We start from the raw sequence: 22,104 nt of genomic DNA, 5'->3' as shown, positions 1-22,104 counted from the left end.
TGGCCCCGAGCGACGATCGGCGATCCGCGGTGATCGTTCTCGCAGAAGACGCCGAGTTTGTCAACGGAAACGCTCGTCTCCGGGAAAGCAGCCGACTCGAGGGTGTCTGCCTCTGGTTCCGGACAAACCCCGCTCACGAAGTCCGAACGCAACCGGCTCGATTTCACGCGGACGAACGTAATGCACGCCAGGAGCGCGAAAACCACGCTCCAGGCGGAAGGGATCGACGACTGGCCGGCGATCTACGACCACCGCCTCGAGCCGACGGAACACGTCTCGCTGGCCGACGCGAATCGGGAGTCTATCCAGGGCGATCGCCTCGACGAGGTACGACACCGACGCGGCGGAGGACGAGCTGATCGCCGAGGTCGAACGAGCCGAGGGAGAGCCAGCGCGCCGGGCTCGAGAAGCCTGCGATGACGGCCACGAGGAAGCCTGCGAGGAACTACGCCGAATGGGCAGGAGTGACGACGAAGTACGGGAACTCGAGCAGTACACGGACGCTCAGGACTTCGCTCGAGTCGTTGCAGACGAGAAGATCGCGGCGGCGGACTAACTCGTTGACAACATCCCCGGCATCGCGTGTCTCTCGTGCGCGCGCATAGCCCCAGGGGTGGCGGGGGAGGGGGTCGGGTATCGGTCGCCGGGATTGAAACGGGCTATTCGTCTCCTTTTCGTGTGAGGGTCATCGAGGTCTCGACATCGCAGGTCACCGCTTGAGTCGAGAGTGCCTCGACGATCTCCTCGGGCTGCTCTCGGGTGAGGTCTTCGCGACGTGTGAGTCCTAGGGTGGTACAAGAAATGTCGTACTCGCTCTTGCCGTAGATAACTGCTTCCTGGCAATGGGTTCCGCTCTTCTCTATCGTAGAATTCCATCCACATTGACTGATAGTTGGTTCGGAGAAACCGGGGGTACGTAGTGGCGAGGAAGGGCTGATGTCTCGAACGGAAACGCTTTGTCTGGCAACGACAGAGCGCCCACCCCCTCGCAAGTCCTACATGGCTCTTCATCATATTAAAACTGTCTTTCAGGTTGAATTTGTCTATTTATTATATTTATGGCTCTGTTCTAGTCATATTATTGAATTCACTCATACGTATTACTCCCACAATTATGTATAGTATCTAATAGTGATTGCTGGAAGATATTGGGATTAGCCTATGGCCTTAACAGGGTTATAGCTGGCGGAAAAACCCAAAATTGAATAGTCAAGATATGCTACAATGTCACTGCACTTGAAATAGTGCATACGGGAGAGCGTACCCATCAAGCTACTCTCTCCCGTTCCTCGCGCCCTTGTATAAGGGCATAGGGGGTTTGGGGGTGATCACAGTTAAATTGTGACAACTCATTTGGCCCGATCCTTCAGGTCACTCAATGTGCTTGTCGGGCTCGTGTTCATCCTCGTTCAATGTACAGTCACAGCTATGAAACACGAAATTCACTGTGAATGCGGGAACAAAATCACCCACAATAGCGACGAAGAGGAATCGAGCTCAAATATCAAATGTGTCCAGTGTGAATCGGTATACCGAGTGATGGCAACAAAGCTACTCTAAACACGTCCATACACTGTATACAGTAGTCTGCACAGTCTTCTTTCTGAATACTCTTGTACGCCTGAGCAATCGATGCGAGTGCATACACGATCACTAGGACGTCCTGTGGATGTCGCAATACGCCCGTCTTTGGCTGCACCCTCAATGATAGACCCTCGTAAGCGTATCCGACAATCACGGTTATCGGGGTCCTGTAATACTCTATCAGCAGGTAGATCCACTCTGACATCCGATACCGGCCGGCCTGACTTTCCTCAAGCGCGGCGCGCGTTCTGCGCGCCGCAAGATTACCCAGCCCCCTTAGGGGCATACCTCGGACAGGTCAGTATGGGTATGATATTTCCGATTGAATGACTATCATCTATCTATGACTGAAGACCGGAAAGTTGAGTTCGTGAAATCGTACCTACTGCCACGATTGGATCAGAGATCAACAGGTGATGCAAAGGAACAGCATTTAGAAGAGGTTGAACAGCTACTTGCAGAAGCGTATTTGGCTGAAGGAACGACCTTTATTTCAGGTATACTGAAATCAGTTCTACCAGTCTTGTTGATTGACGTCGTATTTCATATACCTGCAGTTGTCTATGGACTGGTCCTAAGTATGACAGGCACATGGTTTCTAATGGTTCACACCGATCTTTTAGATCGGTTTTCAATTGCTACCCAGTCTGAATACTCTACTGGTGCGACATACGGCGGGAGAAAACGCTTAGACGTTCAAAAGGCCGAGAGATTAGCGGAAAATACTGTTTTAACAAATATTGGTCTTATATGGCTGTCTCTGGGGTTCCTAATCCAAATAATTGCTGCAATTTTCTTCCCGGGAGCAAGTGTTGTCCAACAGATCCTGTAGACAATCAGGACACCCGCATTTCGTGTGTTTCAACTGGAGATCCGCGTGTGGAGGTGGGGTGGGGGCGTTGTAATTTTTTGCGCTGTCCCCTTGGGGACACCCGCCAAGGGGGCGTTCGCGCGCAGCGCGAAACGACCCCGCAGGCGTCCCGGCGCGATCGCGCCGGTGACCCTCCCCTCGAGTCACAAACTACAACCAGAATTGGACAGTAACGACTCGAGTGCAATCGTACTTGCTGAAAAGAGGGGTCGGAATAGCGTTGCCACTACCGAGGTCGGTTCAGCGGTCGGCGATTGAACCCACGTATCCGACCTCGGTTCCACCGCCGGGAGCCTTCCAGGTCAACTGCGCTCGTCGAAGTACCGACGGATCGTTACCCGACTTCCGCCACTTCTCTATGGCCTCGGCGTCGATCGTCTGGACCAACTCCGCCTCGAGCGCGTCACCGCTCGCTTTCGGACTCTCGAGTTCCGACGTGCGAGACCTCACAGCGGACCACCTCGAGCGCGTCGGACCTCTCGAGCACACTCAGGACAAAGACGGCGCGTTGGTGGAACGAACGCCTCACACCGCTCACACTCGTCGGATTCGACAAGGCGGGTCATCGCGAACCCCCTCCGTTTCCGCTCGAGTTCTCAGATTGTGCAACCGAGTGATCAGTAGCCGCGTGTAGTGACCAGTGGATGGCGAACAGAACAGAAAGAATATAGATTGGTTGACGTGAATCTATAGAAATGGCAGATTCCCCTAACCGAGAAAAAGATATTCTACTGATCGGGATAGCAATCCAGCTATCCGTTTTCGCAATTCTGTTGTATTTCCCACTGGTGTTTGTCAGCGTTTTCCTCTTTCTTAGCGTAGTTGTGAATGAAACAATTCGACGCCTGGACGAATATTCGAACCGATAAAGACCGTCTGAGGACATCACGAACCCCCTCCATAGACCTCGCACTTGGGACAGGCCTCGAAGATGAGACGCTGGTACCCGCATTTCCAACACTCGGTCCGTTCAGTACCGCTCGAGGATTCCCCGCTCACGCGCCTTCACCTCGATTCTCGAGGGCACGGCGAACGTCGGCGTCGGTCGCCTGGTGAGCAGGGTGGACGACGGACGTCCCGCTCGAGACGTCGTACAGTTCGCTCGCAGGAACGAACAGCGGCTTACGCATCCGGCTCACCCCCATGACGTCCCTTCGAGGTCTCTGGGTCCGGGATCGGGACCTCGAGCCCGGCGGCAGACCCTCGGCTCAGTCGGGCGTAGCTGTCGCACTTGCCACAGCGGTGGGCACGGTCGCGATCGTCACCGAAGACCCGTTCGAACTGGTTGGTAACATGGGCTCCACAGTGACGACAGGTGGACGTCTCGGCCGACGTCAGGGGCGTGGAACTCACGCCGACCACCCCCAATTCCCGACAACGAAAATCGACAGACTGCGAAGGGGGGTGTTCAACTGTTGAACGGAATCCGGATTCTCAGGGAGAGATTCGAGAAGACTATCGGCCGAATTTCGGTGAGTGAGCCAACCAACGCTAACGTTGCGGTAGAGGTGCTGATCCAATAGTTTTCGCACGAGAACGATGGGATTTGAACCACGGTCGCAGCAAACTGCTCCCTGATTCAAATCCCGGTGCCGTTACTGCTCACGTTGTTCGCAGATAACGGGCACGATGGGCATTAGTGATGCGGATGGCTCTTCCTGCTGATTGTCGTTCATGGATTTCATAGGTCTGGAAGGTAGTCGCTGCGCTGTTCGGCCTGTTCGCGGTCTGTGCGTCGGTCGTAGTGTCGATCGAGAATGTCCTCGCTGGCGTTGAGTCGATCCTGCACGATTCGGCGGGGGACGTCCTCGCTTCGGTAGTAGGTGACCCGACCACTCCGCACGTCGTGTGGCGACCTCGACGACGGGCACTTACTCGCCTGATCGAGGTGCGTTGCCTCGCACTCTGCTACGTCTCGGTTGTGTGGGCAGGATTCACCGCGCCAGCAAGGGCGGGTGATCTTGTACAGCGTCTTTCGAATCGTATTCCCTGCCGGACGGCCGTACCGGGTCGTGATTACCGGCTTTCGTCCGTGGTCGTCGGTGACGTCTTGACGGTGATACTCAAGGTAGTCCTCGAGATACTTTGCCGTCATCTCACTGATTCGATTCCACCGAGTCCCGTCCTCCTGATTTTTCAGCGGTGTGCCGCTATCAGGTCGGTGTACAAACCGAATTGCCGGGCCTTTGACTTTCGGGTGCGATCCGTCAAGATCTAAGTCGCGGAGATCCAGTCCCCGAATCGCTCCGGTACGTGCTCCCGTCCGCCAGAGCAGTAGCAAAATTATGTGTTCTCGAGAGGCAGGTTCCGCGAGTTCAAGGTACTCGAGGATGGCGATCGCCCGATCTGCTTCGAGCGTCGAATCGGAAACATCCTCCCCGTGTTTCATCGTCGGTAGCGTCACCTGCTCGTACAGGGACGGTCGCACGGCGTCGATGTTCGCGGCGAACTGAAGGAAACTACGAAGGGTCGCGAGTTGCCCCTTCAACGTGACCAGCTTAATCGGCTCACGACCATCTCCGTGGCCTTCTCGTCTCCAAATGCGGAATCGGTACAGGTCTCGGCCAGAGACGTCGTTCAGGTTGTCAATCTCCTTTTCCTCGCAGAACTGGATGAACGACTGTAACCGGTGTTTGGCGCTTTTCCTTGTCGCTGCTGCGTGCTCGTCACGCATGGCGTAGTGGTACATCTCGACAGCTTCAGCCGGTGGGATCGGCTCGAGATCGCCGCTCATCACTCTCCCTCCTCGAGCGCGTCGGCGATTCGTTCCAGGTCGGCGGCGATGGCCTCGACTCGTTCAGCCATCACGATCTCCGGCGGGTCCTCCGGGGTGTGAAACTCGTATCGTCTCATGCTTGACCACCGCCAGCCTCGAGATCTCGCTCGCGAACCTGTTCGTACTCGACAGCGATCTTCGCCGCGCAGGATTCGCAGACGTATCCGTCCGGTGTGATCGTCTCGGCGTCGCCGTCGCACGTCGGCGTATCACAGCCGCCGATCCGGGCGGGTTTGGAACTCATCGTCCCACCTCGGAGCTATTACTCCCGTTACAGAATCCGGTACTCTTACCGTGGATGCGTGTTTCGTATTGCATGGTCTCACTTCTGTGGGACCACGGACTCACCGCGCGCGCCCTTGTGTTGGACCACCAGGCGCGTGCGGCCGCTGTCCGTTGGTCATCTGTACTGTCATCACCACCGACACTTAGTCGCCACGGGGTTGTTTCCGATTCTTCCGATAACTCACCATTGTGTAGAAATCCAACCTCTTGGCTCTCGAACCGTTCGAATTGGCTATTTCCGAAACTGTTTCCGAAAACGTGGCTGGCAGTCTGTACGTCTGCTCGAGCGGGGGACTTATCTCCCCGCAGGTCGCTTGATTGCATGGTTCTTGCCTAATAGAGAACCACCCGAACCCGTGCCCCAACACGGGTTTCACTTCCTTCTAATCTCAGTGGCAGTCAGGTGCACGTGGATTCTCTATTGACGAGCATAAGACACTGCCCTGTAATAAAGAATGGGGTTATTTAGCCCCATTATGGTTCCATACCCTATTGAGTTGGAGTGTGTCCCATCAAATTATGGTACGCAAGCGAGTCCGCAGACTCAATGCGCCCGCTGGTGTCGTGGATGACTAAATCCGACCCGGCTATACTCGAAGTGTTCGAGGAGGCTGGCTTAGCCATCCCTCCAGGAGTTGTAGATTATCATATTGTAGGTGTATCTGGATCTACAATCGACCGTCGCCTGCCAATACTGGTGGAACATGGGCTTCTCGAGAAGGTCGACGAGAAACGGGGTTATTATGAAATAACGGACCGAGGTCGAGCCTACCTCGCGGGTGAGCTGGAAAAAGGTGACCTTGAGTAAGTATCACTAACTGCTCTTAGCAACACTAATATATTGGTGGTGTCAGTGTTTAATCATGCCAACAAGACGAAAATTAGTGATCGGTGCGTCTGTATTTGTGACGGCCTCTGCTGGGTGCTTGGACGGTTTTGAGCAGAATTCTGGCGATGACGATGAGTCGCTTGATGATCTTGCAACTCCATCAACCAACCATTCAGAACCAACCAGAGAGAACGATGACGGTGAGGAAGAAGATGAAAACGAAACTGATGCAGCGATTTTTGTAGGCGATCGCAGGCCAGTAGGGTATTCTGTATCTGTTTCTGTGGAATTAGGTGATGCAAGTGCCATGTCGATAGAATACAACGGTGAAGAAGTGAAAGCAGTAAATGAAGATGGCAACTACGATATTGCTGATTTCGACGATGATGGTGTGATGGATGTTGACGACGTGGAGTTCGGCGACTCATTCACTGTCTATGCCATCTACGGGGACTCTTACGTAGAAGTAGATTCAGCCGTTGCAGCCTAACCCTTTATCACTACTTACTCTTGAGCGTGCACTACAGATTCGATGTTTGCACTGACTGCAAGTTACTATAGAAGGGGCTCGATACCTCGGTAGGTTCGCACATCTTATTTTGCAAATGCTCTTATATACTGAAGTCGAATTGTTTATATATGGGCCGAAGTCGCCGTCGATCCAGAGGGGGGCCTCGAGGCACTTTGAGCCGTCGTGCTGTGGTTGTAGGGTTAGGTTCCGTCGCTTTGGGTGGTGCATATGCAACCGGCGCGTTTGACCAAGTATCTGCGAATAGGCCACTACATATTAGCACAGCGGCCGATACGAATGCATTATTGGGATTCTCGGAAAAAAGCCCCAATGGGGAGAGTGGTGATTCTGTTGGATTATTCTCGGTCACAAACCGATTCGATAAAACCATCGATTCAATATCGGTCACACACGCAAGTACAGGGAACGGTGACCTTGATGTCGTCAATATTGAATCGCCAAGTTCCCTCGGTGCAGGAGACACTGAGGCGGTAACGGGAGAACTTTCGTGCGATTCTGACGTTTCGGACGCCGATGCAGTATTTGAAATCATTGCGAGCAGCGGTAGCCTTTCTGTGGAAATAACACGTTCAATTCAGGTGACGTGTGAGGTGGTCTACGATCCAGGTGATGAAACAAATTACAGAGATGGACAGAGTGGAGACGCGGTACAACCGGAAGACCCCAGTGGAACTATCGAAAACCCAGAGAATGTCGCCAGCCGAGATGGGAACTCTTCGACTGCAATTTCTCCCGGCGGAGAACAGACAAGAGTTGGATTTCGCCTACCAGTACAATCTGCCAGTGGTGATTATGAATTTGAGTTAGTCATTGGTGAGGGGACCAGTGGAGGTGCGTTAAACAATTATGAGGCATATTTGGTAGACGAGGAGGGAGAGCCAGAAGGTGGGTTACCACCTCAACTGGATGATTTAAACCCTGGGGAAAACATCAGTCAGTACACTGAAGGGCAGATCAAAGATAGACAGCTATATGTTATATTTGAGCAAACAGGCAGTAGAGGCGAGCAGGAACTTGAAATAGACTATTTTGAACTACGTCCGGTATGATTTTGATTCTGCAATCATCCCATCGAATCAAGTCCTTCCCCTAAATCCAGAAACGATTTGGGAATAGTTTGGAAGTTTGACATCCGATTTGTTAACTACGCACCCTGGACTGACCGAATGATACCTTTCAAATTCACCTGGCCGTTGTGCCACATTCACGCTCTGTCTGCAGTACGGTTCACCGTGTGAGGGTTTCCATAGAGTCGCTCAGGTGTCCTCGCTTTTAGCTTCCCCGCGAGCGAAACTCGCTTGGGGATTGTCGGTGTTGTCGGCGATTGTGGTGTTAGTTCCCTTGATTAGTTCCTCGAAGTTGTCCACCTGATCGTACTGATCCTGATAGAGAAGTACTGCCTTCCCGCCAGACGTGATTTCATATAGTCCTGATCGTTCGGACGGACCAATTTTCTGAACGAGGCCATAGTCTTCAAGCATCGGCAATCGCGTGTTGATATTCTTGCGACTCTTTCCCGTGTGAGAGGCTAAATTCGTCGCAACGTTCCGACCTTTGTCTTCGAGTTCCTCAAGGATGAGAAAGTCTGTTGGCTGACGGAGTTTCATCTTTAGTAACTGTCGTAGCGGAAAGGTTGCTTTAGTGAAACTAAGGTCTTCCGGCCAACGTGGCTGATACGATCTTGTCGACCGCTGAGACTTTTTCCAATCGGCATATTTCTTCGAAAAGTTGTGAACCTATATTGATCGGTAAATCAGTAGCCCGTTAACACCGAATAGTCGGTCAAACCACGTCCGCTAAGGAGTGAAAGTCGGACGGTTAGCGGGGTCTCGTCGTTGGGAAACCCAATCAGGAGAACCAAAAACAGCGATTTCCGTCCGACTACCTCGGAAAGCGGAATTAGCGGAATTTACTCTCAACACTCGTCCGGTAGCGAAGGCCGATCACGGACGTGTTCGCGACCATTTGAATCGTCTCCGGGTCGACGTCGCCACGGGCGTCGTCGATGTTCTCTTTCGATTCCACCAGGTGTGTGAGCGCGGCGTCGATCACGACCGACATGGGTGGGTCGTCGTACTCGTCGGCGGCAACGATCTCGCTGGCTTGCTCGAGCAGGCGCTCACGTTCGTCGGTCAGTTTGAGGCTGGTTCGTCGGGACATGGTTTAAGCGAGCGTATGCACGGGGGGTCGAATCGCGTCGATCTCGGGTGACTGAAGGACCGTTTCTTTAAGTGGTCGGTGTCGGCCGTCGCGTCGATCGTGGCGGCAGCCAGGTCGGTCGGGTTCAATTTGATGCACCTCGGCCCACCGCCCACGGCTCGCAGGTGCATACATCCGGGATGCCCGATACATCCTCGAGCAACCCCGTGGGGTCGGCCTCGAGGACCCCCTTTCACAGTTCTGGCTCACGCTTCGATCTCCTCGACGCGCTCGAGGCTCCACTCGCCGTCGCCGACGTGACGAATGTGAAGGTGGTGTTCGTCTCTGAGTTCACCGTTTTCGTCGAGTAACCCCTCAACGCGGAGGTCGCCTTTCGGGAGCGTGATACCGTACGAATTGCGGTCCAACCGGCGTATCTTGTTCAGTGCCATATTCGGCGGGCAACCCGCCTTGGTATAAAGGTTGCTGACTATCAGCTTTACCAAGGTTTCGCCAAGGTTTCACTCAGCTTTTCGAGTGGACGGGTGCGACGGCTGTGCGCGCTATGGCACTTAGCATACCAACGAAGTGGGTCCCGAACGGACTCAGACGAGACGATGGAATCGACCTGACAGACAGCCTGCTCGCGCCGCTTTTCGTCATCGCCACCATCTCGATGACCGGCCTGTTCGTCCTCGAGACGGGCACGCTGCCGTGGAACTGGTCGCTCGATGGCGTTCTCTGGAGCGCGCACGGCACCGAAATCACCTGGGCGTTCATCGTGACGATGGTCGTCATCGTCACTGCCTGGCTCACCAACGGCCAGGTGACGCGCACGGAACTCACCGACATGGAGTTCGTCATCGTGTTGCTGATGTTCATCCTGAATATCCTGATCGCTCTCGTTCCCGCCGTGTCGGAGACGATCGCCGAACTGTGGTATTTCGGCGTTTTCATGGTGATGCTCAACGGGGCCGGCTTCTGGATTCTCGCGTACAAGTAAGAGGGATCGAATCATGCAAACACCACTATTCCACGGCAAGAGCGTCGAGTGGTACAGTTCCGTGATGACGGGGTACATCGTCACCGCCTCGGCCGTCTCGATCGGCCTGACCGCACTGATGGCGACGGGGGTGGTCTGAAGTGCCCGACAGTCTCTCGCGAGCGACCTACGACCTGTTTGCGGCACTCGGTATCGCAACGGCTGGCGGCTGCGCTGGCTACGTTTCACTGGTTCTCGCGGGTGCGGCGGGGGTGATCTGAGTGCGGCCCATACTGCCCACAGCCCACCGTCTCGGGACGGTGTTGCTGGTCTGCTTGCTGGTCGGTTCGCTCGTCGCACCAGCGGCGATGACACCTACGGCGGCCGACGACGGGAGCCTCACCGACGACACCGTACAGGAAGTCTGCGACTCCCCGGCGCGGTTCGTCTACGGCTACGCCTGCGGGGTCGCCGATCTCGATGACGTTGACGGCTCCCAGAGTACCGACAAAATCGAGGCGGACATCTGGTTGAACGCTCGCCAGACCGGCGAGTCGTGGGAGTCGACGGAAGTCCTTCTCGGCAACTACATGGAGGACACGCCGACGATCGCCTCCCTCGAGGCGCGTGATGCGATTGCGACCTCGTGGGAAGAGGGCGACGATGTCGACGAGGCCGATATTGCTGCGAAAGAGGCGATCAACGACTACTACAGTCGGCTCCAGATCCAGGTGATCGAAGAGGCGTCTGCTCACCAGCATGAACTCGCCTACCAGCAAAACCAATCTCGCGAAACAGACGATGTAAACGGTGATATGGTCCATCCCGCAGGCTCGCTTGGGTATTACGACGGGACACTCGAGGAGTTCTACTACACACATGAATCGGGGAATGCAACGTACGACCTGCGCAACGGGACCGTCCACGAGTACGAGATGCCCGTGATGTACGGCTATATCGACGAACGTGACAACTCGTACAGTGATGATATTACGTGGACACCCGAACTTGGAGGGAACTACGACTCGCCTTCGTTCGAAATCGTCCATACCTCCAATAGTGTCGAATGGAACGGCAAGACAGTCACGCTGAATCAACCCGAATATAATCTCGAGAGTCGGGTTATGTACGACTTGTCCGATCCCGATGACAAACTCGACGAACTCCACGATCAGGCACAGGTCGCCGTCGAGAACTACGACGAACAGTTCGTCGACGACCTCTACACCGCACTTGACGAGGGCGAAATCGATCCCGAAGACGTCCGTGGCGCTGAAGGAACCGTCCGCTACATGTCCGGTGATTCGGACGTCACCGAAGAACGGTTCCAGATCGCCCTTTCGTCGGTTCTCGGCCTCGAACACACTGAGTTCGATACCACGATGGTCGTCTCGTATGACGGCTACACCGACATCGAGTACGAGTGGAACGAATCGGCTGAAACCCGCGAAGCGAATTATTCCGGCCACGTTTCGGAATCGTACGACGGGCTGTTGTTCGCTGGCGATGTCCCCGATGGCGGGTTCGAGGTGAACGAATCGTATCACACAGACGACCTCGACGGCACCCTCATGATGGTGACCGAGAGTGAGTCGATCTACTTCGAACACGGCGAGTTCACGATCGACGAAATGTATGATGCGGCCGGTGATCCCGTCCACGACGTCGCCTGGGATCGACCGTCCTACGACACCTACAACTCGAGTGAGTACGTCGAACTCATCGAGGAGATTCAGGAGCTACACGACGAACTCGAGGACCGTGACGACGGCAACGACGGTGTGACGCTTCCGGGCGTCGGTGACATCGAGGACGCCCTCGGCGAGTACAGCGGTGTGATGGTCGGACTGGTCATCGTCGTCGGAGTTGTGTTCCTCGTCGTCGGGTTCGTGACTGACATCCTTCCGTGGACCTGATTCGTATGAAACGGATTTTTCTTGTTTCGATGGTCGTAGCCGTGGTGCTCGCGATGGGCATGGGCAGTATGGCCGCGGCAACCGCGATCGCCGACGATGGCACCGAGACGAACGAAACCGACGCCGGTGTTGTCGACCAGATCCGCGGCCTGCTCGAGGACGACCAGGAGGGACGTGACGATCCAGAAAGTGACGAAGACAACGCCAACGACTCGAGCAACCTGCACTCGATTCTCGAGCGGACCGACGCCGAGAATGCATCGTACCAGCAGGTCGAGACGGTCGAAAGCTGGGCAACTGACGACCAGCGCGACGAACTCACCGACGATGAACGCGAGGAACTCGAGGCGTGGTTAGCGGCCGCTCCCGATCCCGACGACCGGATTCCTGACGACTATGTACGTGAGATCGACTCCGAGACGTACATCACCGACTGGGAGTTCACCGACGGCCAGTTCGTCGTCCACATCTTCGCCCTCGAGCCGACGACGATCACGATGGCCGAGAGTGCTGACTGGGAGGAAGGGAGCGGTGAGTATCGGACGATGGTCGAAGACGTCGATGAGGGGAATAACACGGTCTACGTGAACACCTTCGCCGGTGAAAACGACGGTGTGGCGCTGTCGTTCGCGACCCCGCTCTCGATGGAAGAACAGCGCGGACCGTACATCAGTACCGGTACGCAGGGTGAGCAAGATCCATTCCGTCACTTCGGCGGCACGAGCGGGCTGTTCTCCGGCGTTGTGATGACCACCGGGCTGGCCGCGCTCGGCGCTGTCATCGTCGTTCGTGGCGAGGAAAGCGGGGTGGTCCAAGCGTGAGCGACGGACTGAGTGGAACGTTCGGCTCCTGGTCGGACCGGCTGACGTACATCGCTGCCGAGGGCCAGCTCGTCGTACTCGGCGTACTCGTCTCGCTCGGTGCGGCGTTGGTCTGGATTCGTCCGTCGATTCCCGGCATTCCGCCGATCGTCTACGGCTGGCTGGCCGCGCTCTTGCTTCTGGGGCCGCCGCTGCTCGCCCTGTTCGTCACCGGCGCGCGCTGGCTCCGCAACCGGCGGATGGTCGAAGTCTACCACATCAACGGCGTCACCGACGAGCGAGAGAAGTACTACGTCGAACCCGGTGTGTGGGACGAAAAGACCGTCGAGGGGCCGTCTCCGTACCGCTGCAACGATAACGAAGCGTTCGAAGTCCGCGAGTTCGACTGGCACGAAGACACGGAAACGCTCGTCGTCACCGGCTGTTTCTTCAGCCGACTCGCTGACAGCAAGCTCACCACCGTCAAGGCCATGCTCGAGGACGTTCACGGCGACCTCATTCGAACGGCGATCGCCTACAATCGGCTCCGTGGGAGAATCTCGAAGATGGGTGTCGAGATCGAACGGGATTCGATCAACGCTCAGGCTGAAGCCGACGAACGCGGCTTGATGACCCAGAAAACCAGCGTGAAGGAACGCTTCGAGGCAGCCGAAGACGACGCCGACGAGTGGTCCAGCGACGAAATCAAAGACGTCGGCGACTACGAACACGACTTCGATCCGACCGAGCCGATGGAACCGATCACGATGGACACCGGCCAGCAGGCCGCGGCGACCGACGGAGGACACAATGAGTGACGATTCTACAGCAGACCAGCAAGCACTGTTCACGACCGCACAGGCGCGCGAGCACCAAGAAGGGTACAGCGACCGGGAGAACCGGGAGATTCACGATCACGGTGGCATCGTTCGGGATGAACACGTCTCGCGGGCGATGTCCATCCGATCGATTCACTACGATCCCCTCGAGGCCGACCGGCCGGACAAGATGCCCGGCCAGGCGAAAGACCTCGAGAAGCACCGCCAAATCCGGCTGGTCGAAGGGACTGAAACCTTCCGCAACGCGCTCGAGAACGGCGATATACCCACAATCAAGCACATGGTCGGTGACTCGTCACAGCGGGCGGACATCTCGGGACTCAAAGCGATCGGGAAGGTAGACGAACTCATCGATGGCCCCGCTCCCGTCGTGGTCGTACTCGGCGAAATGGGGGCTGGAAAGACCGATTTCGCCTGTCTGCTCGCCCAGCGGTGGCGCGCGTTACACTCGGGACAGTCGATACTCGGGACCAATATCCAGAGTCTCGAAGAGAAAGACCGCTGGGTAGACGACGACGGCGACGTTCAAGACGGCTGGATTCCCGACTACGGCACCCTCATGGAGTGGGTCGAACAGGACGGCGATCCCCTCGAGCACAGCCAGCGGCCGAAGCTGTTCATCGGCGACGAGTTCTCGAGTGCAGCCAGCGGAACCGGCAAGCAGGGCTACGAAACCCGGCAGAAGATGGCTCCGCTCGTCTACAAGATCCGCAAGTACGGTGGGGCACTGATCTACATCGCTCACGGCGAACGATCGATCCATCCGATGCTGTGGCGCGTCGGCACGATCGTCAAGAAGGTCTCGAAGAAAAAAGCCGTCATCGCCGATTCGATCCGGAACGCGGAACTGGCCGACATTCACGGACAGGTCGAAGGCGTGCCGCCGACGGACTTCCGGTACAACACCAAAGAGGCGTCGGACTGGTCGTGGTCTGCGTACGGCGACGAAACCGACGATCTCGCGGCTGATGAGGCCGCGAAGATGACGGCGATCTGGACCGTGATCCGGTGCAAAGAGGACGGCATGACGGATCGTGAAACCGCTCGGTTCGTACCGTACAGCCACGGATGGGTCAATTCCCGCTGGAACGAGTACCGGAACGAGGGTCTGCACACTGAAACGCTTGGCAAGGTCGAAGAGGTAATCGGATGACAGCGACGGGGTGGTTAGCTGGTTACGGTTACACACCCCCCGTTAGTGTACAGCCCATCCGCCCATGCCCATCGCTCGCTCCCGACAGTCGCGAGGCGTCCGATGGGCGGACGGCGATCTCCACGGAGGAGTTGATATATATCGGCGCGCGTAGCGCGTGGTCTGCGTGAATCGCTCGAAGCGAGCCAACCATTTTGGGACGATCTGCGAAAAGAGGATGGCGAAGAAGCGGCGCTTCACTCTTGAGCGATCGTCGTGGCACGACGCCCGATTCCAGAACGGAACGCCCGTCGAAATCAAGAGCACCATGCTCGAGCACTCCGACGGCCAGCCCGGCAACTTCAAAATCTATCGGGCCTACCACGATCGTCTCCGGCGGGCCGACGGCTGGTACTGTTTCGTCGTTTATCGGCCACACGGCCGGTCTGGATGTACAATTCTGAAAGACCGGATGTGCAAGGCCGAGAATCTGCCGCTACTCAAGTGGCACGGTGGGGGGAAACACCGTGAGACTGAGCAAGCGAAAGTAGCGATTTCAGACGTTTTCTGACGGAAGCCGTTACTCGTCGCCTTTCCGTGTGACAGTCACCGACGTTTCGCCGTCGAAGGTAACGGCTCGAGTCGAGAGCGTCTCGGCGATCTCCCGGCGCTGCTCTCGAGTCAGGTCGTCCCGCTCGAGGACATGGCGGACCGCTCGGACGAGCTTGCTGACGTCTTCGCAAGCGAACGCGACAGCGTTCGATCGGTTGCAGTCGTAGAACTGTGCGACCCCTGGGAGGGATGCATGTTCAAGGATAGCACGCGATATATTCACACTCCTACATATCGTAATATTCTTCTTTTGTCCAATGAGATTTGAGCATCCAACAAGTACATGTCAATGATGCACAACCGCATCACCACACTCAAACGAGCGCAGAACCAACTGAACAACGCAGCTGTCGCACTCTGAGCCTGTGAAGACGCTCGTGAGACGCTGGAGATGGCCCACCAGCAGCGACAGCGACTTGACCGACTCACCGTGAGCCCCGAGCCTACTACCGGCAACGGCGGTAACTCGAGGCTCTTCTCCCTTCTAAGCGAACTCGATAACACCGGTTGTCGAGGTCCTCTACCATCCTATCAGTGGGGCCATACCTACTCTACCGTCCAGAATCGGCCGCTCCATCTTTGGGCTAGCGCGGCGCGCGCTCTGCGCGTCGCGCAATTGCCTGCCCCCTTAGGGGCATTGTGAGATCCACATGAAACACTCAATATTCTTGATTTTCAGCCGTATCTATACTCTCTCGCTTCGTCTTTGCTTTTTCAATTAACTCCTTCCGTTTTTCTTCAATCTCCTGTTCCGTCGTAGGCGGTTTGTTGTTTCTCTCTCCTCTATACCGTGACTTTACAAATTCAAATTGTTTTGGGAAAGTGAGGACATTTCCTTCAAGGGTCTCCGCTGTATGCGTTGCAATTTCTCCCCCTAATCTCTGTAATTCCGGAGAGATGGATACGAGATCATCATCGCTGTTACGTTTATTGTATTCCCTTACCCGTGTCATGTGCTGATGATACTTCGCAACGAGTTCGATTTCATATGAATTCAGCAAGTATAATTTGTCAAGGTTAGCATCGATAATCGGAGTTTGCAGAGAATCAGGCCCCATCACAGCCGCCTTGAAGTTTCCAACGGGGGTGGATCTTCGTATCTCCGTAGCAATGGCTTGTCGTAGCCTGTCTGCCCTCCGCTTCTGGCGTACCACATACACACCAACACCTGAGAGAAATCCACCAACTATGCCTATAGCAAGCGTTTCGATCATAATCGAAGTTTGAGGTTACCACATATGAAATCTTACCTACTGCAAGAGTCTGTTGTAGAATTATCGAACCATCATTTCGTGTGCTTCAACTGGAGATTCGCGGGCGGAGGCGGAGCGGGGGCGGTGTAATTTTTTGCCTCTGTCCCCTTGGGGACACCCGCCAAGGGGGCGTTCGCGCGCAGCGCGAAACGACCCCGCAGGCGTCCCGGCGCGATCGCGCCGGTGACCCTCCCCTCGAGGGGAGAACTGCAACCAGAATTGAACAGTAACGCCTGGAGTACAATCGAACTTGCTGAAAAGAGGGGTCGGAATAGCGTTGCCACTACCGAGGTCGGTTCAGCGGTCGGCGATCGAACCCACGTACCCGACCTCGGTTCCACCGCCGGGAGCCTTCCAGGTCATCTGCGCTCGTCGGAGTACCGACGGATCGTTACCCGACTTCCGCCACTTCTCTATGGCTTCGGCGGCGATCGTCTGGACGTTCTCGAAACTGCCGTACTTCAGTTGCGAGAGGATCGTATCGATTCGGACGTGTTTCGGGTCGCCGCTCTCGTCGAAATCGATCTCTGCGCCGTTCTCCGCGAGCCACTGCTGGAACGGCGAGGACTCGGCGATGAGATCCGCGAGTCCCATCACGTGCTGAATCCGGTCGGCGAAGCTCTCGATAGCGTACTCGGCCGACTCGACGAGCGCACGTAATTCCTCGCGGTACTTTCGAACGCGAAACGAGACGTCGCCTCGATCCAGCTTGAGAATCTCGTCGAGGTCCTCGATCGCGCGGTAGATCGTCGCGGGATGTTTCCCCAGCTCGTCGGCGAGATCGTCGACCGTCGCTCCGCCATCGGTCGCGACCGTCTCGGTCACGTCGCGAGCGGTGTCACCCATGTCTCGCAGCGTCGTCATCAAGAGGTGGTCCGTCTTCGCCTCGAGGCGGGGCGTCGGATCTTCGTAGAGTTCCACTCGGTCGTCTCGAGAAACGGCATCGAAGTGATCGTCAGGGACGTAGACACCGTTTCCGTCGGGAGCCAGCGGAATGTCTTCCCAGTGAAGCGCGTTCAAGAGCATCTCGTCGATCTCCTCGGTGACCTCGTGACGATCGGCCCACGCCCATGCCTCGCCGTCGTTCATCTTCTTGTTCACCAGAACCTCGACTTTTGGATGGTACGACGGGTGATCCTTCGACACCGCATCCGGGTCCCGTAGTTGGTAAATTTCGAACTTCCGGCCGTAGGTGTGACCGGAGAGCAACTCGCCAGCCGATGCCGGGTCGAGAATGAGCCGGTTCTGGTGGTTCGTCACCTCCTTGTTGTTGATGTGCAACTCGGCTTTGACTCCCTCCTGGTCGGAGAGAAAGTGCGTCACCTTCTGGAGAACGCCGGCCGACGAGAGCTTTTCCGCCCAGTTGCGGGTGATCCGGACGTAACGCTCGTACGCCCACATCCGGCTCGCTTCGTGCGGGTCCGTTCGGAAGTACTCGCGGTGAACTCGCTCGCCGGCCTCTTCGAAGGCCGCGGCGTAGAACTCCGGTAGTAGCTCGAGGCCGCGCTCGGCTTCGATGTTACTGGTGTGGAACTCGACGTCGATGCCGTCGACCTCGCCGACCTGATTTTCCCAGGGAAGCTGAATCGGCTCGCCAGTCTCCCAGTGGCGCATGTTCGGAAACCGTGGCGAAATGTTGTACGACGCCTTCTTCTCGCCCGGCCCACGGCCCACGATGTCCCACTCGTAGAGCCGTTCGGCGTTGATCCCGTCGGACAGTCGGGGAGCGAACCCGGACTTGCTGTACGAGACTTTCACCAGCCACGGCTCGCCGTCGACGTCGACGGTCACCTCGAGGTATCCCTCGAACGGCGGCCCCAGCATGATCGACGAGAGCGCGTCGTACGGACCACGACCCCAGTCAGGCCACTTCCAGCGGCCTTCGATCTCGTGGGGCGTCGTCGCGACCTGACTCATTGCAACCCTTCCCGCTCGGCGAAGCAGTCCGGACAGAGGGGGATCTCACTCTGCCGACGGCATTTCACCTCGTAGCCGGCGTACGAACAGCCGACGCACTCCGACCAGACCGAGTCGGACTCGCCCTCGAGGTCGTCGTCGTTGTCAACGTCCGACGGCTCCCGCGGCTCGAGGCCGAAGGCGGTCAGGTCGACCATCAGGCACCTCCGGACGCGAAGTCGGCCAGTGTGGGGCCACTCTCGTCGTCGCTATCTTCGTCGACGGCGATCGTCGTCGGATCGGGATGGTGGACGACGTCGACGTCTTCCAGCTGGGCGACGACCGCGTTCGCGAGTAACCGTCGGTGACACCAGCGGGCGTCTTTTTCCCAGCAGACCAGCCAGATATCACGCTCTCGAGCGCGCTCGGCCAGTTCGGCGAGGACTGCTTGCTGTCCCGGTCCCTCGAGGTGATCGAAGTAGCGACGTTCGTAGCTGACCGAGTTCCAGGCGATCGCCGCGGGATTCGGCTCGCCGTTTTCCTCGGCGGCTTCCTCAACGGTCTTGTAAGCGTTCAGCAGGTCCTTCGGTGGTGCGACCGCCGGGATGTTCCGGTCGGTCACCCGCTCGACGAAGTCCTTCGGGTAGCGAACGACTCCGAAGACGTCGGCGCTCTCGCCCGGGCCGTACTGGCTGACTCCGCCGAAGTACGTCGTATGGACCGTCACGGCCGCCCACCCCCGACGGGATCGACGGTCCCCGGATCGATGACGTGCGACCAGGCGAGTTTCGCCACTTCGTTCTCCGAGCGCGAACCGCCGACGTCGTACCACCGATCGGAGAGCAACTCGTCGACGATCGTCGCCGGGACAACCGCCCGCGCCACCTGGGGCAACCCCGGTCGCGGAACGTAGACGACGAAGAGGTACATTCCCGCCGCCTCGAGCAACTGCTGGTGAGCCTCGCGTTTGACGTAGAAGCGGCCGTGAGTCGATCCGGCTCCGTTGCTCGTCTCTATCTGACACCCTTTGATTTCGACCGGAACGTCCGCCTCGACGACGACGATCCCGTAGAACGGGAGACTCAAAGCCGGCTCGAGAAGCGTGGTCGTTCGCGCATCGTGCCAAGTGGCCGTCCGATCACCGACGTACTCCAGGGCGTCGATCGTCTGGATCAACTCCGCCTCGAGCGCGTCACCGCTCGCTTTCGGACTCTCGAGTTCCGACGTACGAGAACTCACAGCGGACCACCTCGAGCGCGACGCACCTCGCGAGCACATTCAGGGCAAAGGCGGCGCGTTGCTGGAACGGCGGCATCACACCGCTCACACTCGTCGGATTCGACAAGGCGGCTCATCGCGAACCCCCGCCATAGACCCCGCACTTGGGACAGGCCTCGAAGATGAGACGCTGGTACCCGTATTTCCAACACTCGGTCCGTTCAGTACCGCTCGAGAATTCCCCGCTCACGCGCCTTCACCTCGATTCTCGAGGGCACGGCGAACGTCGGCGTCGGTCGCCTGGTGAGCAGGATGGACGACGGACGTCCCGCTCGAGACGTCGTACAGCTGACTCGCTGGAACGAACAGCGCCTCACGCATCTGGCTCACCTCCGTGACGCCCCTTCGAGGTCTCCGGATCGGGGATCGGGACCTCGAGTCCGGCGGCAGAGCCTCGGCTCAGTCGGGCGTAACTGTCGCACTTGCCACAGCGGTGGGCGCGGTCGCGATCGTCACCGAAGACCCGTTCGAACTGGTTGGTAACATGGGCTCCACAGTGTCGACAGGAGGACGTCTCGGCCGACGTCAGGGGGCTGGAACTCACGCCGACCACCCCCAATTCCCGACAATGAAAATCGACAGACTGCGAAAGGGGGTGTTCAACTGTTGAACGGAATCCAGATTCTCAGGGAGGGATTCGAGAAGACTATCGGCCGAATTTCGGCGAGTGACCCAACCAACGCTAACGCTGCGGTAGAGGTACTGATCCGATAGTTTTCGCACGGGCACGATGGGATTTGAACCCACGACCGTCGGATGTCTTCCCCCACCGCAACAGCGACGGGGATAGAAGTCCGACGCTCTTTCCAGACTGAGCTACGTGCCCTCGAGTACGTATCACCGACCGATCGGCATAAGCAGTGTGGATTTCCGGTCGCCTGGTACCGTTCCAGCCGTCGACCGATGGGTCAAACCGACCCGCACAACAGGCTTTGGCCCATCAGTCGGCGCTTGGGAGGGTACTACCCGTGGAACCGATACAGTGACGTAACGAACGGCAACCGGTTTGCCATCCAGATGGCGATCGGAAGCCCGATCACGGTGATCGCGAGGAATGCCGCCAGATTCGCCCAGATGAAACTCAGCCACCAGCCGACCAGGACGAAATACACCGCCCGGACGAGCAACGAGTGCTGGCCTCGAGCCAGTTCGGGGTTCGTAAACGACCGCGATTCCTGGAGCGTGAGGACCGTCGGCACCAGATTGAGCAGTTTGATTCCGATCGGTGCAAGGACGATCGTGACGGTAAGCGCCCACGCAATGTTGACCACGATCGGCGTCAGCCACCAGCCGACGAGTACGAACCAGATGCCACGCACGAGCAGCGAGTGCTGGGTCATACGACGAGATACGGCACCGCCACGGTTGTAGTCACTGAAATCCAGGCCGGGAGAACGGGAAAACCGTCGATCGACGGACGAGTCAGTTCGATCGGCTCTCGAACGAGATCTGAATTCGAACGAGATCCACTCTCGAGGGCAAAAACACCCGCCTGAGAGAGCCCGACGGGCTATCTACCGGGTCGAAGCCGACGGCGGTCTGCGTTAACTCGCGTCCGATTCGTCGTCGGAGTCGTCCGCGTCGGTGTCTTCGTCCCCATCGTCGGCGTCGTCGTCCGAATCGTCGTCAGTGTCGTCGTCCGAATCGTCGTCGGTGTCGTCGTCAGTGTCTTCGTCCGAATCGTCGTCGGTGTCAGATTCGTCTTCCGAGTCGTCGCTTTCTTCGTCGGTATCGTCGCCGTCTTCGTCCGGTTCGTCAGTTTCGTCGTCCGCATCAGGGTCATCGGATTGGTCGTCGGAGCTATCGTCCGGTTCGTCAGTTCCGTCGTCTCCGGATTCGTCGGGGTCGTCGGAGGCGCTGGTTTCGTCGTCGCTACAACCGGCGATCGCAGCAATCGTACCTGCGCCGACGATCGTCGCGAATCGACGCCTGGTAAGCGAGTTGTCTTTCATGGGCGGCATCAGTACCGAGAAACGAACCACAAATAATACATTCGATTTTGTGCGGAAAATTAGCTTCCGTTTTGCGGTTTCGGGTTTCGTTTACGACTGTCGAAAACCAGCTCTCGAGGGCAGAGAGTTTTCATATCTTCTGTTCCCAGCCAGTATAGGATTTAATTTTGAATTGAAGTAAAAATTCGTATTCGGGTAAATCGACTCGAAATGACCACGCCGAATGCCGACTCGTCGTACCGGATCGATCCGACGACGCCCCGGCCAGTACTCCACTCGAGGACTACACTCCGAGAAATCGGAGGAAGAGTCCGACGAGGAGCGCAAGGATGCCGATAATCGTCCCGACCAGTGGCGGCAGGACCGGGATCGGAATCACGATCAGGAGGACGGCGGCGACGATCACGTACGTGGAAGGTCGCATACGC

General features: G+C 57.2%; 31 protein-coding genes and 1 tRNA gene. 12 read left to right on the top strand and 20 right to left on the bottom strand.

Annotated elements, in window-relative coordinates:
• The first annotated feature begins 180 nt into the window (after positions 1 to 180).
• Entirely contained in the window at positions 181 to 420 is a 240-nt protein-coding gene (locus EA473_RS22815; RefSeq protein ID WP_243645259.1) for a hypothetical protein, read from the top strand.
• A gap of 1,507 nt (positions 421 to 1,927) precedes the next feature.
• The gene (locus tag EA473_RS13295; RefSeq protein ID WP_124196140.1) at positions 1,928 to 2,416 is read left to right on the top strand and encodes a hypothetical protein; all 489 of its coding nucleotides are present in this window, start codon (positions 1,928 to 1,930) and stop codon (positions 2,414 to 2,416) included.
• A 279-nt stretch (positions 2,417 to 2,695) separates the two neighbouring features.
• Here EA473_RS13295 and EA473_RS13290 read toward each other — a convergent pair whose 3' ends face one another.
• The 5 genes from EA473_RS13290 to EA473_RS22325 form a co-directional block, all read right to left on the bottom strand.
• Positions 2,696 to 2,905: a hypothetical protein gene (locus EA473_RS13290; RefSeq protein WP_124196139.1), complete on the bottom strand. Its 210-nt coding sequence runs from the start codon at positions 2,903 to 2,905 to the stop codon at positions 2,696 to 2,698.
• A gap of 545 nt (positions 2,906 to 3,450) precedes the next feature.
• A complete protein-coding gene (locus EA473_RS22330) occupies positions 3,451 to 3,594 on the bottom strand; it encodes a hypothetical protein (protein ID WP_165875281.1) in 144 nt (47 codons plus the stop codon).
• On the bottom strand, positions 3,578 to 3,817 hold the full coding sequence (locus EA473_RS22810; protein ID WP_124196138.1) for a DUF7563 family protein: 240 nt from the start codon (positions 3,815 to 3,817) through the stop codon (positions 3,578 to 3,580). The genes EA473_RS22330 and EA473_RS22810 overlap by 17 nt, the downstream gene beginning before the upstream one ends.
• 319 nt (positions 3,818 to 4,136) lie before the next feature.
• Positions 4,137 to 5,189, bottom strand: coding sequence for a tyrosine-type recombinase/integrase (locus EA473_RS13280; RefSeq protein WP_124196137.1), 1,053 nt, complete (start codon positions 5,187 to 5,189; stop codon positions 4,137 to 4,139).
• A 115-nt stretch (positions 5,190 to 5,304) separates the two neighbouring features.
• The gene (locus EA473_RS22325; RefSeq protein WP_165875287.1) at positions 5,305 to 5,475 is read right to left on the bottom strand and encodes a hypothetical protein; all 171 of its coding nucleotides are present in this window, start codon (positions 5,473 to 5,475) and stop codon (positions 5,305 to 5,307) included.
• Positions 5,476 to 6,063: 588 nt separating this feature from the next.
• Here EA473_RS22325 and EA473_RS13275 point away from each other — a divergent pair.
• The 3 genes from EA473_RS13275 (at position 6,064) to EA473_RS13265 (ending at position 7,926) form a co-directional block, all read left to right on the top strand.
• Complete coding sequence (locus tag EA473_RS13275) at positions 6,064 to 6,324, top strand: ArsR family transcriptional regulator (protein ID WP_124196136.1); 261 nt, start codon at positions 6,064 to 6,066, stop codon at positions 6,322 to 6,324.
• A gap of 55 nt (positions 6,325 to 6,379) precedes the next feature.
• Positions 6,380 to 6,835 (top strand): hypothetical protein, encoded by a 456-nt coding sequence (locus EA473_RS13270; RefSeq protein WP_124196135.1) that lies wholly within the window; start codon positions 6,380 to 6,382, stop codon positions 6,833 to 6,835.
• Positions 6,836 to 7,161: 326 nt separating this feature from the next.
• A complete protein-coding gene (locus EA473_RS13265; RefSeq protein WP_124196134.1) occupies positions 7,162 to 7,926 on the top strand; it encodes a hypothetical protein in 765 nt (254 codons plus the stop codon).
• A gap of 207 nt (positions 7,927 to 8,133) precedes the next feature.
• On the opposite strand, the gene EA473_RS13260 is transcribed toward EA473_RS13265, so the two are convergent.
• From EA473_RS13260 to EA473_RS13250, 3 genes are all read right to left on the bottom strand, one after another.
• A complete protein-coding gene (locus EA473_RS13260) occupies positions 8,134 to 8,484 on the bottom strand; it encodes a winged helix-turn-helix domain-containing protein (RefSeq protein WP_124196133.1) in 351 nt (116 codons plus the stop codon).
• A gap of 292 nt (positions 8,485 to 8,776) precedes the next feature.
• On the bottom strand, positions 8,777 to 9,037 hold the full coding sequence (locus tag EA473_RS13255) for a DUF7386 family protein (protein WP_124196132.1): 261 nt from the start codon (positions 9,035 to 9,037) through the stop codon (positions 8,777 to 8,779).
• 245 nt (positions 9,038 to 9,282) lie between these two features.
• The gene (locus tag EA473_RS13250) at positions 9,283 to 9,468 is read right to left on the bottom strand and encodes a hypothetical protein (RefSeq protein WP_124196131.1); all 186 of its coding nucleotides are present in this window, start codon (positions 9,466 to 9,468) and stop codon (positions 9,283 to 9,285) included.
• Between the two features lie 113 nt (positions 9,469 to 9,581).
• On the opposite strand from EA473_RS13250, the gene EA473_RS13245 reads away from it, so the two are divergent.
• The 7 genes from EA473_RS13245 (at position 9,582) to EA473_RS13220 (ending at position 15,256) form a co-directional block, all read left to right on the top strand.
• Positions 9,582 to 10,019 (top strand): hypothetical protein, encoded by a 438-nt coding sequence (locus EA473_RS13245; protein WP_124196130.1) that lies wholly within the window; start codon positions 9,582 to 9,584, stop codon positions 10,017 to 10,019.
• A gap of 13 nt (positions 10,020 to 10,032) precedes the next feature.
• Positions 10,033 to 10,158, top strand: coding sequence for a hypothetical protein (locus tag EA473_RS23085; protein ID WP_279387663.1), 126 nt, complete (start codon positions 10,033 to 10,035; stop codon positions 10,156 to 10,158).
• 121 nt (positions 10,159 to 10,279) lie between these two features.
• Positions 10,280 to 11,914, top strand: a complete 1,635-nt coding sequence (locus tag EA473_RS13240; RefSeq protein ID WP_124196129.1) for a hypothetical protein — start codon at positions 10,280 to 10,282, stop codon at positions 11,912 to 11,914.
• Between the two features lie 29 nt (positions 11,915 to 11,943).
• Positions 11,944 to 12,735: a hypothetical protein gene (locus tag EA473_RS13235; protein WP_124196128.1), complete on the top strand. Its 792-nt coding sequence runs from the start codon at positions 11,944 to 11,946 to the stop codon at positions 12,733 to 12,735.
• A complete protein-coding gene (locus EA473_RS13230; RefSeq protein WP_124196127.1) occupies positions 12,732 to 13,532 on the top strand; it encodes a hypothetical protein in 801 nt (266 codons plus the stop codon). The genes EA473_RS13235 and EA473_RS13230 overlap by 4 nt, the downstream gene beginning before the upstream one ends.
• Positions 13,525 to 14,706: a hypothetical protein gene (locus EA473_RS13225; RefSeq protein WP_124196126.1), complete on the top strand. Its 1,182-nt coding sequence runs from the start codon at positions 13,525 to 13,527 to the stop codon at positions 14,704 to 14,706. The genes EA473_RS13230 and EA473_RS13225 overlap by 8 nt, the downstream gene beginning before the upstream one ends.
• Positions 14,707 to 14,872: 166 nt before the next feature.
• The gene (locus EA473_RS13220) at positions 14,873 to 15,256 is read left to right on the top strand and encodes a hypothetical protein (protein WP_124196125.1); all 384 of its coding nucleotides are present in this window, start codon (positions 14,873 to 14,875) and stop codon (positions 15,254 to 15,256) included.
• 9 nt (positions 15,257 to 15,265) lie between these two features.
• Here the strand turns inward: EA473_RS13220 and EA473_RS13215 are convergent, their stop codons facing one another.
• The 12 genes from EA473_RS13215 to EA473_RS22320 form a co-directional block, all read right to left on the bottom strand.
• Positions 15,266 to 15,520, bottom strand: a complete 255-nt coding sequence (locus EA473_RS13215) for a DUF7692 domain-containing protein (RefSeq protein ID WP_124196124.1) — start codon at positions 15,518 to 15,520, stop codon at positions 15,266 to 15,268.
• A 436-nt stretch (positions 15,521 to 15,956) separates the two neighbouring features.
• Complete coding sequence (locus EA473_RS13210; protein WP_124196123.1) at positions 15,957 to 16,511, bottom strand: hypothetical protein; 555 nt, start codon at positions 16,509 to 16,511, stop codon at positions 15,957 to 15,959.
• Positions 16,512 to 16,847: 336 nt separating this feature from the next.
• Positions 16,848 to 18,467 carry a DUF7845 domain-containing protein gene (locus tag EA473_RS13205; RefSeq protein WP_124196122.1) on the bottom strand — a complete coding sequence of 540 codons (1,620 nt, stop codon included), beginning with the start codon at positions 18,465 to 18,467 and terminating at the stop codon, positions 16,848 to 16,850.
• Positions 18,464 to 18,664: a hypothetical protein gene (locus tag EA473_RS13200; RefSeq protein WP_124196121.1), complete on the bottom strand. Its 201-nt coding sequence runs from the start codon at positions 18,662 to 18,664 to the stop codon at positions 18,464 to 18,466. Before EA473_RS13200 ends, EA473_RS13205 begins: the two co-directional genes overlap by 4 nt.
• Complete coding sequence (locus EA473_RS13195; protein ID WP_124196120.1) at positions 18,664 to 19,173, bottom strand: DUF488 domain-containing protein; 510 nt, start codon at positions 19,171 to 19,173, stop codon at positions 18,664 to 18,666. The genes EA473_RS13200 and EA473_RS13195 overlap by 1 nt, the downstream gene beginning before the upstream one ends.
• On the bottom strand, positions 19,170 to 19,685 hold the full coding sequence (locus tag EA473_RS13190; RefSeq protein ID WP_124196119.1) for a hypothetical protein: 516 nt from the start codon (positions 19,683 to 19,685) through the stop codon (positions 19,170 to 19,172). The genes EA473_RS13195 and EA473_RS13190 overlap by 4 nt, the downstream gene beginning before the upstream one ends.
• 225 nt (positions 19,686 to 19,910) lie before the next feature.
• Complete coding sequence (locus EA473_RS23080; RefSeq protein ID WP_279387662.1) at positions 19,911 to 20,045, bottom strand: hypothetical protein; 135 nt, start codon at positions 20,043 to 20,045, stop codon at positions 19,911 to 19,913.
• Positions 20,038 to 20,277 carry a DUF7563 family protein gene (locus EA473_RS13185; RefSeq protein ID WP_124196118.1) on the bottom strand — a complete coding sequence of 80 codons (240 nt, stop codon included), beginning with the start codon at positions 20,275 to 20,277 and terminating at the stop codon, positions 20,038 to 20,040. Before EA473_RS13185 ends, EA473_RS23080 begins: the two co-directional genes overlap by 8 nt.
• Positions 20,278 to 20,446: 169 nt before the next feature.
• A tRNA-Arg gene (locus EA473_RS13180) sits at positions 20,447 to 20,550 on the bottom strand.
• A gap of 136 nt (positions 20,551 to 20,686) precedes the next feature.
• Complete coding sequence (locus EA473_RS13175) at positions 20,687 to 21,064, bottom strand: YccF domain-containing protein (RefSeq protein WP_124196117.1); 378 nt, start codon at positions 21,062 to 21,064, stop codon at positions 20,687 to 20,689.
• A 204-nt stretch (positions 21,065 to 21,268) separates the two neighbouring features.
• Complete coding sequence (locus tag EA473_RS13170) at positions 21,269 to 21,685, bottom strand: hypothetical protein (RefSeq protein WP_243645258.1); 417 nt, start codon at positions 21,683 to 21,685, stop codon at positions 21,269 to 21,271.
• A 274-nt stretch (positions 21,686 to 21,959) separates the two neighbouring features.
• On the bottom strand, positions 21,960 to 22,100 hold the full coding sequence (locus EA473_RS22320) for a hypothetical protein (RefSeq protein WP_165875286.1): 141 nt from the start codon (positions 22,098 to 22,100) through the stop codon (positions 21,960 to 21,962).
• Positions 22,101 to 22,104 lie beyond the last annotated feature (4 nt).

It is taken from the genome of Natrarchaeobius chitinivorans (assembly GCF_003841505.1).
In the GTDB taxonomy this organism is placed as follows: Archaea; Halobacteriota; Halobacteria; order Halobacteriales; family Natrialbaceae; genus Natrarchaeobius; species Natrarchaeobius chitinivorans.
The sequence above is the reverse complement of the archived record's forward strand: the minus strand, read 5'-3'. Positions and strand labels throughout refer to the sequence as shown.